We start from the raw sequence: 6,681 nt of genomic DNA, 5'->3' as shown, positions 1-6,681 counted from the left end.
TTTAACCCGGCGCCGTGCTGCCCCCCCCCCACCCCCACCCCCCGCCGGGGGGGGGGGCGAGAGGTCACGACACGCTGGCGCACAGCGGTCCGGGCCAGCGTGTCGTGACCTCTCGTCGGGTGATGGAGGGGTGCAGGGGTGCAGGAGCGTCTGCGTCAGCGCGGACGGCGGCCCAGGAGGCGGCGGCGCGGGGGCGCGGCGGCCGGGTGGGTGCCGGTGCCCTCGGTGAGCAGGCGCGGCTCGGCGCCGGTCTCGACGACGAGCACCCGGTCCACGAACGCCGCGGGTGCCGGGCCGAACGCGACGTGCGCACCGTCGATCACGGTGCGGCCGAGCGCGCGGGCCCCGGTGACGCCGATGACCGCGCCGACGCCGAACGGCATCAGCCGCCCGAACGCCAGCCCGCTCTGCCGGGCGAGCTGCTTGCGGAACAGCTGCCGGGTCAGCCGGGCGTTCACGCGGCGGATCGTGCCGGTCGGCATCCGGGTCAGCAGCGCCCGGGCGACGTTGACGCTGCGCAGGCCGGTCAGCAGCCCGGCGTCGGAGATCGCCTTCGCGCCGCTCTCGCCGAGGATCGTGGCGAGCAGCAGCGCGCGGCGGCGCTCGGAGTCCTGGACGTCGATGCCGTGCACGCTCGCGACGGCCAGGGCGAAGGCCGCGGACGCCCCGAAGAACGTCGCGACGTCGCCGACGGTCAGCGCCATCGCGACGCCGGTGCCCACGGCCGGGGCCGCCGCCGCCGCGCCGACCGCGCCGCCGGTGCTCTGCACGACCAGCAGGAACTCGCGCTCCAGCAGCTCGACGACCTCCTGGGGGGTGGCCTCGGGGTTCTTGCGGCGGATCGCGTCGACGTGCGCGTGGATCGTCGCCGACGGGATCGTCACCGCGCGGTCGAGCGCCGCGTCGACGACGGGGGTCCGGCGCAGGGCCATCAGGAGGCGTCCACGACGTCGAGCTCGACGGTCGCGCCGGCCTTCAGGGTGTTGCCGACCGTGCAGTGCTCGTCGACGGCGCGGTGCACGACGCGCAGCAGCCGCTCCTTGGTGGCCTCGTCCAGGCCGGACAGGTCGACGACCATGCGCTCGTGCAGCTCGGGGTAGCGGTCCTCGGCGGTGAGGTTCGCGCCCTCGACCTCGACGGTCACCGCGACGTCGTCGCCGAGCCGGTGGGCCAGGGCGTGGTCGGCGCTCATCCCGGAGCAGCCGGCCAGCGCGATCTTCAGCAGCTCGCCGGGGGTGAACACGGCGCCCGCCTCCGTGGGGCCGATCGCGACCTCGGCGCCGCGGGTGTTGCGGCCGGTGTAGGTGCGGGTGCCGGTGCGCTCGACCCAGAGGCGGTCGGCGGCGGGGCGGGGCGCGGGGGTGCCGGGCTGCGTGGCCGCGGCGGTGGTCGGGCTCTCCATGCGCCGATCCTGTCACGCGGCGGGCGCCGCCACCCGTCGCGGGGACGCGTCACCCGCGTGCGGGCACCCCGCCGTGGGCCGGGCGGGGGAACGGCGGCGTCCAGCACTGGCCGCGCCGCGGGGCGTGGGGCACGCTGGGCCGGGTCGAGCTGACCTGAGGCCGGGGGGCCGGATGAGCGTGACCGAGGACCGTGGACCGCTCACCGTCGCGCGCGCCGCCGACGACCCGGGGGTGCAGCAGATCCTCGACCGCGTGCGGGAGCACCTGGCGATGGACATCGCGGTGCTGTCGGGGCTGACCCAGTCCGCGGAGGTCGTGCTCGCGACGAGCGCCGAGACGGGCCCGATGCAGATGGCCGTCGGCGACGAGCGCGACCTCGACGACACCTACTGCGTGCGGGTGCTCGACGGGCTGCTGCCCGGGGTGGTCCCGGACGCCCGCACGCACCCGGTGACGCGGGAGCTCTCCGCGACCGCCGAGATGGGGATCGGGTCGTACGTCGGTGCCCCGCTGCGGGGGGCCGACGGCGAGCCCGTCGGGATGCTGTGCTGCCTGGCCCGCGGCTCGGACCCGCTGCTCGACGAGGACGCCCTGCGGGTGATGGGCCTCGCGGCGGCGCTGGTCGAGGACCGGCTCGGGGTGCGGCACCTGCCGTACCGGCCGGCGGTGTCCGACCGGGTGCGCTGGGTCCGGTCGGTGCTCGCCGAGCGGGCCGTGCGCACCGTGTTCCAGCGGGTGGAGCACCTGGCGTCGGGCACGGTGGTGGCGGTCGAGGCGCTGTCCCGGTTCGACCCGGACCGGTTCCCGACGCCGGTGCACGCGTTCGCGGCGGCGTCGGCGGCGGGCTGCTCCGTCGAGCTCGAGCTGCTGGCCGCCGAGCGCGCGCTGACCCAGGTGCCGCGGCTGCCCGCCGACGTGCGGATGTCCGTGAACCTGTCGGCCGAGGCGGTGCTCGACCCGCGGGCGGCGGAGCTGCTGCTGCCGTGCGGCCGGTCCGTGGGCGTCGAGCTCACCGAGCACACGCCGGTGCCGGACTACGGGGCGCTGGTCGCGGTGACCGACCGGCTGCGGGACGCGGGGCTGCAGGTCGTGGTCGACGACGTCGGTGCCGGGTACGCGAGCCTGCGGCACGTGCTGCAGCTGCGGCCGACCGCCCTCAAGCTGGATCTGGACCTGGTGCGCGGGATCGACGCCGACCCGGTGCGGCAGGCGCTGGCGCACGCGGTCGTGGACTTCGCCGGGTCGATGGGCGCGTGGCTGGTCGCCGAGGGCATCGAGACCCCGCAGGAGCGCGACACCCTCCTGGGGCTGGGCGTCGAGTTCGGGCAGGGGTACCTGCTGGGGCGGCCCGGGCCGTGGGAGGCCGCGCTGGGCGCGGGCCCGTTCCACCGGACCTGAGCCGCCCCGGGCGCAGGCTCAGGACACCTCGCGCCGCGCCGTCCGCCACAGCCCGACCGCCAGCGGCACCCCGACCCACAGCGCCGTCGACGTCGCCAGGTGCGCCCAGCCGTCCCCGGTGAGCTGGCCGGACATCAGCCGGGCGAGGGGCCCGGACATGTCGAGCCAGCGCGCGGCGGTCTCCAGGGCGGGCACCAGCGACCCGACCAGCGTCCACACGGTCGGCAGCGCGAGGTAGGCGACGATCGCCGCGGGCGTGGACAGCAGCGCGAGGCCGAACCCGAGGCCCTGGAGCACCAGCAGCAGCAGCCCGAGGGCGTTGCCGCCGACCAGCGCGGCGTCCAGCGACCACGGCCCGGGGCCGTCCCGCAGCACCCCGCCGACGAGGTTCGCGAGCGCGGCCACGGCGACGGTCGCGACCATCACCGCGACGGCGAGCACGGCGCCGGCGGCGGCCTTCGCGCCGTGCACCCGGGTGCGCCGCGGCTCCAGGACGAACGTGGTGAGCGCGGTCCGCTGCGACCACTCGGACGTCGCGGCGAGCACGCCGATCAGCGGCAGCAGCATCAGCTGGCCGGCGCTCGCGGCCTCGGTCAGCCCGGACCAGCCGAGCGTCCCCGGCTCGGCGGCCCACAGCAGCAGGGACATCAGCGCGACGTCGACGACGACGATCAGCGCGAGCAGCCAGCGGCCGGCGCGGGTGTCGAGCTGCTTGCGGAGCTCGACGCGCACCAGGCGCAGCCACGGGATGCCGGCGCGGGCGGCGGGGGTGGTCGGGGCGGGAGCGGTCAGGGCGGTCATGCGGCGGTCTCCTCGCGGGCGGTCCCGGCGGTCAGGGTGAAGAACAGGTCCTCGATGCCCGCGGACCGGGTGGGCCGCAGGTCGAGCAGCACGACGCGAGCGTCCAGCGCGACGCGGCCCACGGACTCCGCGTCGGCGGGCGTGCCGAGGCCGCCGTCGTCGAGGGGGCGCACCTCGTGCCCGGCGGCGAGCAGCGCCCGCGTGAGGGCCGCGTCGTCGAGGCTGCGCACCTCGGTGCCGGGGGCGGCGAGCAGGTCGGTGGTCGCGCCGGCGGCGAGGATCCGGCCGCGGCCGATCAGCACCAGGTCGTCGGCCACCGCCTCGACCTCGCGCAGCAGGTGGGACGACAGCAGCACCGTGCCGCCGGCGTCCGCGAACGACCGCAGCAGGTCGCGCATCCACCGGATGCCGGCCGGGTCGAGGCCGTTGGCGGGCTCGTCGAGCACCAGCACCCGGGGCTCGCCTAGCAGCGCGTGCGCCAGGCCGAGCCGCTGCCGCATCCCCAGCGAGTAGGTGCGGGTGCGGGCGTCCGCCTCGGCGGCGGTCAGCCCGACCAGGTCCAGGCACGTCGCGACCCGCGCGTCGGGCAGGCCCATCAGGCGGGACGACAGCGTCAGCACCTCGCGGCCGGAGCGACCGGCGTGCTGCGCGGAGGCGTCGAGGAGCACGCCGACGGTGCGGCCGGGGTTCGGCAGGTCCCGGAGCCGGGAGCCGGCGACGGTGGCCGTCCCGGAGTCCGCGGCGCCGAGGCCGCACAGCACCCGCATGGTCGTGGACTTGCCGGCGCCGTTCGGTCCGAGGAACCCGGTGACGCGGCCGGCGTGGGCGGTGAACGACACGTCGTCGAGCACGGTCGTCGATCCGTAGCGCTTCGTCAGGTGGCTGATCTCGATCATGCGTCCAGCGTCGGCGCGTGGGCCCCGCCGTCGCGTCGGTCGACGGGCTCGGGGTGGTCGGCGCGGGTGGGTGCGGCCGTCCACCTTTGGGCGGAGCCGGTCCAGCCCGGCGGCCGATCCGGCGTCGACGGGCTCGCGCCTAGGCTCGAGCCGTGCCCCGTCCCGCCCCTCCTGTCGCCGCGCCGCCGCGCCTCGGCCCGTGGTCGCGCACCTGGCGCTACCTGCTCGCGGTCGGCATCGGCGTGGTGCTGTGGCTGTTCGTCACCGCGGACGTCGCCTCGAACTCCGATCCCGCCCACGCCGGCCGGGCGGGTGCGATGGTGCTGCTCGACCTGGTGCTCGGCGTCGTGGCGACGGCCCTGCTGCCGCTGCGGCGCCGGTACCCGGTGGTCGTCGCCGGGGTGACCGCGCTGCTCACGGCGGCGTCGGCGTTCGCGGCCGGACCGGCGATGCTCGCGATGGTGTCGCTCGCGACCCGGCGGCGCTGGCGCGAGACCCTGCCGGTCGCGGCGGTGTGGGTGCTGGCGTCGGTGGTCTACGAGCTCGGCTACCAGGGCACCTCGACGTGGGGCCAGGGCCCGTGGCTGCTGACGGTCGCGCTCGCGCTCAGCGCGCTGATGGTCGGCCTGCTGATCGCGACGGGCTCCTACGTCGGCGCGCGCCGGGAGCTGCTGGCGTCGCTGCGGCAGCGCGCCGAGGACGCCGAGCGCGCCCAGGAGTCGCGGGCCGACCAGGCCCGGCAGGCGGAGCGCACCCGGATCGCCCGCGAGATGCACGACGTCCTCGCGCACCGGATCTCCCTGGTGGCGATGCAGGCCGGCGGGCTCGCCTACCGCGAGGACCTCACCCGCGAGCAGATCACCGCGTCGGCCGAGACCATCCGCGACAGCGCGCACCGGGCCCTCGGCGAGCTGCGCGAGGTCCTCGGGGTGCTGCGCGCGGACACCGACGCGGTGCCCACCGAGCGGGAGGCCCCGCAGCCGACGCTCGCGGAGCTGCCCGCGCTGCTGGCCGACGCGGTCGAGGCCGGCGGCGCCGTGCACCTCGACGTGACCGGGCTGCCCGGCGGGGACCGTGCGGCGCTCGCGGCCGTGCCCGTCACCGCGTCGCGGACCGCGTTCCGGATCCTCCAGGAGGCGCTGACGAACGCCCGCAAGCACGCGCCGGGCCAGGACGTCCGGGTGCGCCTCGCCGGGGCGCCGGGGGAGCGGCTGGCGATCGAGGCCCGCAACCGCGTCGCGGGCGGCACGCCGGTCAGCGCGGTCCCGGGCGCCGGCCTGGGCCTGGTCGGTGCGACCGAGCGTGCCGAGCTGCTGGGCGGCGCGCTCGAGCACGGGCCCGAGACCGGCGGCTGGTTCGCCGTGAGAGTGTGGCTCCCGTGGCCGAGCTGACCCCGGACGGGGCCCCCGACGTGGTGCGTCTGGTGGTCGTCGACGACGACGCGCTGGTGCGCGCGAGCCTGCGGATGATCCTCGGGGGCGACCCCCGGATCGACGTGGTCGCCGAGTGCGCCGACGGCGCGGAGGCCGTCGACACCGTGACGCGGCTGCGGCCCGACGTCGTCCTGATGGACGTCCGGATGCCCCGGGTCGACGGCCTCACGGCGCTGCGCACGCTCGTCGCGGCGGGCTCGGCGGCGCGGGTGATCGTGCTGACGACGTTCGACGCCGACGAGCTGGTGCTGCGGGCCCTGCGCGAGGGCGCCGCGGGGTTCCTGCTGAAGGACACCCCACCGGCGCAGCTGGTCGACGGCATCTTCCGGGTGGCGGCGGGGGAGCCGATCCTGTCGCCGACGGTGACCGCCCAGCTGATCGCGTCGGTGACCAGGCCCGAGGACGAGGACCGCCGCGCGGACGCCCTGCGCGCGCTCGAGCCGCTGACCCCGCGTGAGCGGGACGTCGCGGTCGCCGTCGCCGAGGGGCTGTCGAACCAGGAGATCGCCGAGCGGCTGTACCTCGGGCTCGCGACGGTCAAGACGCACGTCGCGCACCTGTTCGCGAAGCTCGGGGTGACCAACCGGGTGCAGATCGCCCGGCTCGTGCACGACGCCGGGCTGGGCTGAGGGCCGCTCAGACCCCTCAGACCCCCAGACCGGCGCGCGCGGCGAGGGCGCGGTCGGTCGCGCGCTCGCGCCCGGCGAGCGCCGCCGCCAGCGCGCGGGCCGCGGCGGGGTCGCGCGGGCC

The 6,681-nt window shown here is 77.2% G+C and carries 7 protein-coding genes; 3 read left to right on the top strand and 4 right to left on the bottom strand.

The features are described from left to right. Positions 1–155 precede the first annotated feature (155 nt). Together ACFVXN_RS12585 and ACFVXN_RS12580 are read right to left on the bottom strand one after the other, a co-directional pair. A complete protein-coding gene (locus ACFVXN_RS12585; protein ID WP_389232660.1) occupies positions 156–932 on the bottom strand; it encodes a hypothetical protein in 777 nt (258 codons plus the stop codon). After that, a complete protein-coding gene (locus tag ACFVXN_RS12580; protein WP_389232657.1) occupies positions 932–1,402 on the bottom strand; it encodes an OsmC family protein in 471 nt (156 codons plus the stop codon). The genes ACFVXN_RS12585 and ACFVXN_RS12580 overlap by 1 nt, the downstream gene beginning before the upstream one ends. A 178-nt stretch (positions 1,403–1,580) precedes the next feature. Between ACFVXN_RS12580 and ACFVXN_RS12575 the strand changes: the two genes are divergently transcribed. Continuing rightward, positions 1,581–2,801 (top strand): EAL domain-containing protein, encoded by a 1,221-nt coding sequence (locus ACFVXN_RS12575; RefSeq protein WP_389232654.1) that lies wholly within the window; start codon positions 1,581–1,583, stop codon positions 2,799–2,801. Positions 2,802–2,819: 18 nt separating this feature from the next. Here the strand turns inward: ACFVXN_RS12575 and ACFVXN_RS12570 are convergent, their stop codons facing one another. Both ACFVXN_RS12570 and ACFVXN_RS12565 read right to left on the bottom strand, forming a co-directional pair. Further along, positions 2,820–3,602: an ABC transporter permease gene (locus ACFVXN_RS12570; protein WP_389232652.1), complete on the bottom strand. Its 783-nt coding sequence runs from the start codon at positions 3,600–3,602 to the stop codon at positions 2,820–2,822. Continuing rightward, on the bottom strand, positions 3,599–4,498 hold the full coding sequence (locus tag ACFVXN_RS12565) for an ATP-binding cassette domain-containing protein (protein ID WP_389232650.1): 900 nt from the start codon (positions 4,496–4,498) through the stop codon (positions 3,599–3,601). The genes ACFVXN_RS12570 and ACFVXN_RS12565 overlap by 4 nt, the downstream gene beginning before the upstream one ends. 152 nt (positions 4,499–4,650) lie before the next feature. On the opposite strand from ACFVXN_RS12565, the gene ACFVXN_RS12560 reads away from it, so the two are divergent. Both ACFVXN_RS12560 and ACFVXN_RS12555 read left to right on the top strand, forming a co-directional pair. Continuing rightward, the gene (locus ACFVXN_RS12560) at positions 4,651–5,889 is read left to right on the top strand and encodes a sensor histidine kinase (RefSeq protein WP_389232647.1); all 1,239 of its coding nucleotides are present in this window, start codon (positions 4,651–4,653) and stop codon (positions 5,887–5,889) included. Continuing rightward, a complete protein-coding gene (locus ACFVXN_RS12555) occupies positions 5,877–6,560 on the top strand; it encodes a response regulator (RefSeq protein WP_389232642.1) in 684 nt (227 codons plus the stop codon). Before ACFVXN_RS12560 ends, ACFVXN_RS12555 begins: the two co-directional genes overlap by 13 nt. Positions 6,561–6,681: the final 121 nt, after the last annotated feature.

Origin of the sequence: Cellulomonas sp. NPDC058312, assembly GCF_042880135.1 — a bacterium.
In the GTDB taxonomy this organism is placed as follows: domain Bacteria; phylum Actinomycetota; class Actinomycetes; order Actinomycetales; family Cellulomonadaceae; genus Cellulomonas.
The sequence above is the reverse complement of the archived record's forward strand: the minus strand, read 5'-3'. Positions and strand labels throughout refer to the sequence as shown.

Bases quoted from the DNA above. Each gene is read 5' to 3' on its own strand.
- ACFVXN_RS12570 (WP_389232652.1), bottom strand. From the start codon at position 3,602: ATGACCGCCCTGACCGCTCCCGCCCCGACCACCCCCGCCGCCCGCGCC.
- ACFVXN_RS12580 (WP_389232657.1), bottom strand. From the start codon at position 1,402: ATGGAGAGCCCGACCACCGCCGCGGCCACGCAGCCCGGCACCCCCGCG.
- ACFVXN_RS12565 (WP_389232650.1), bottom strand. From the start codon at position 4,498: ATGATCGAGATCAGCCACCTGACGAAGCGCTACGGATCGACGACCGTG.
- ACFVXN_RS12585 (WP_389232660.1), bottom strand. From the start codon at position 932: ATGGCCCTGCGCCGGACCCCCGTCGTCGACGCGGCGCTCGACCGCGCG.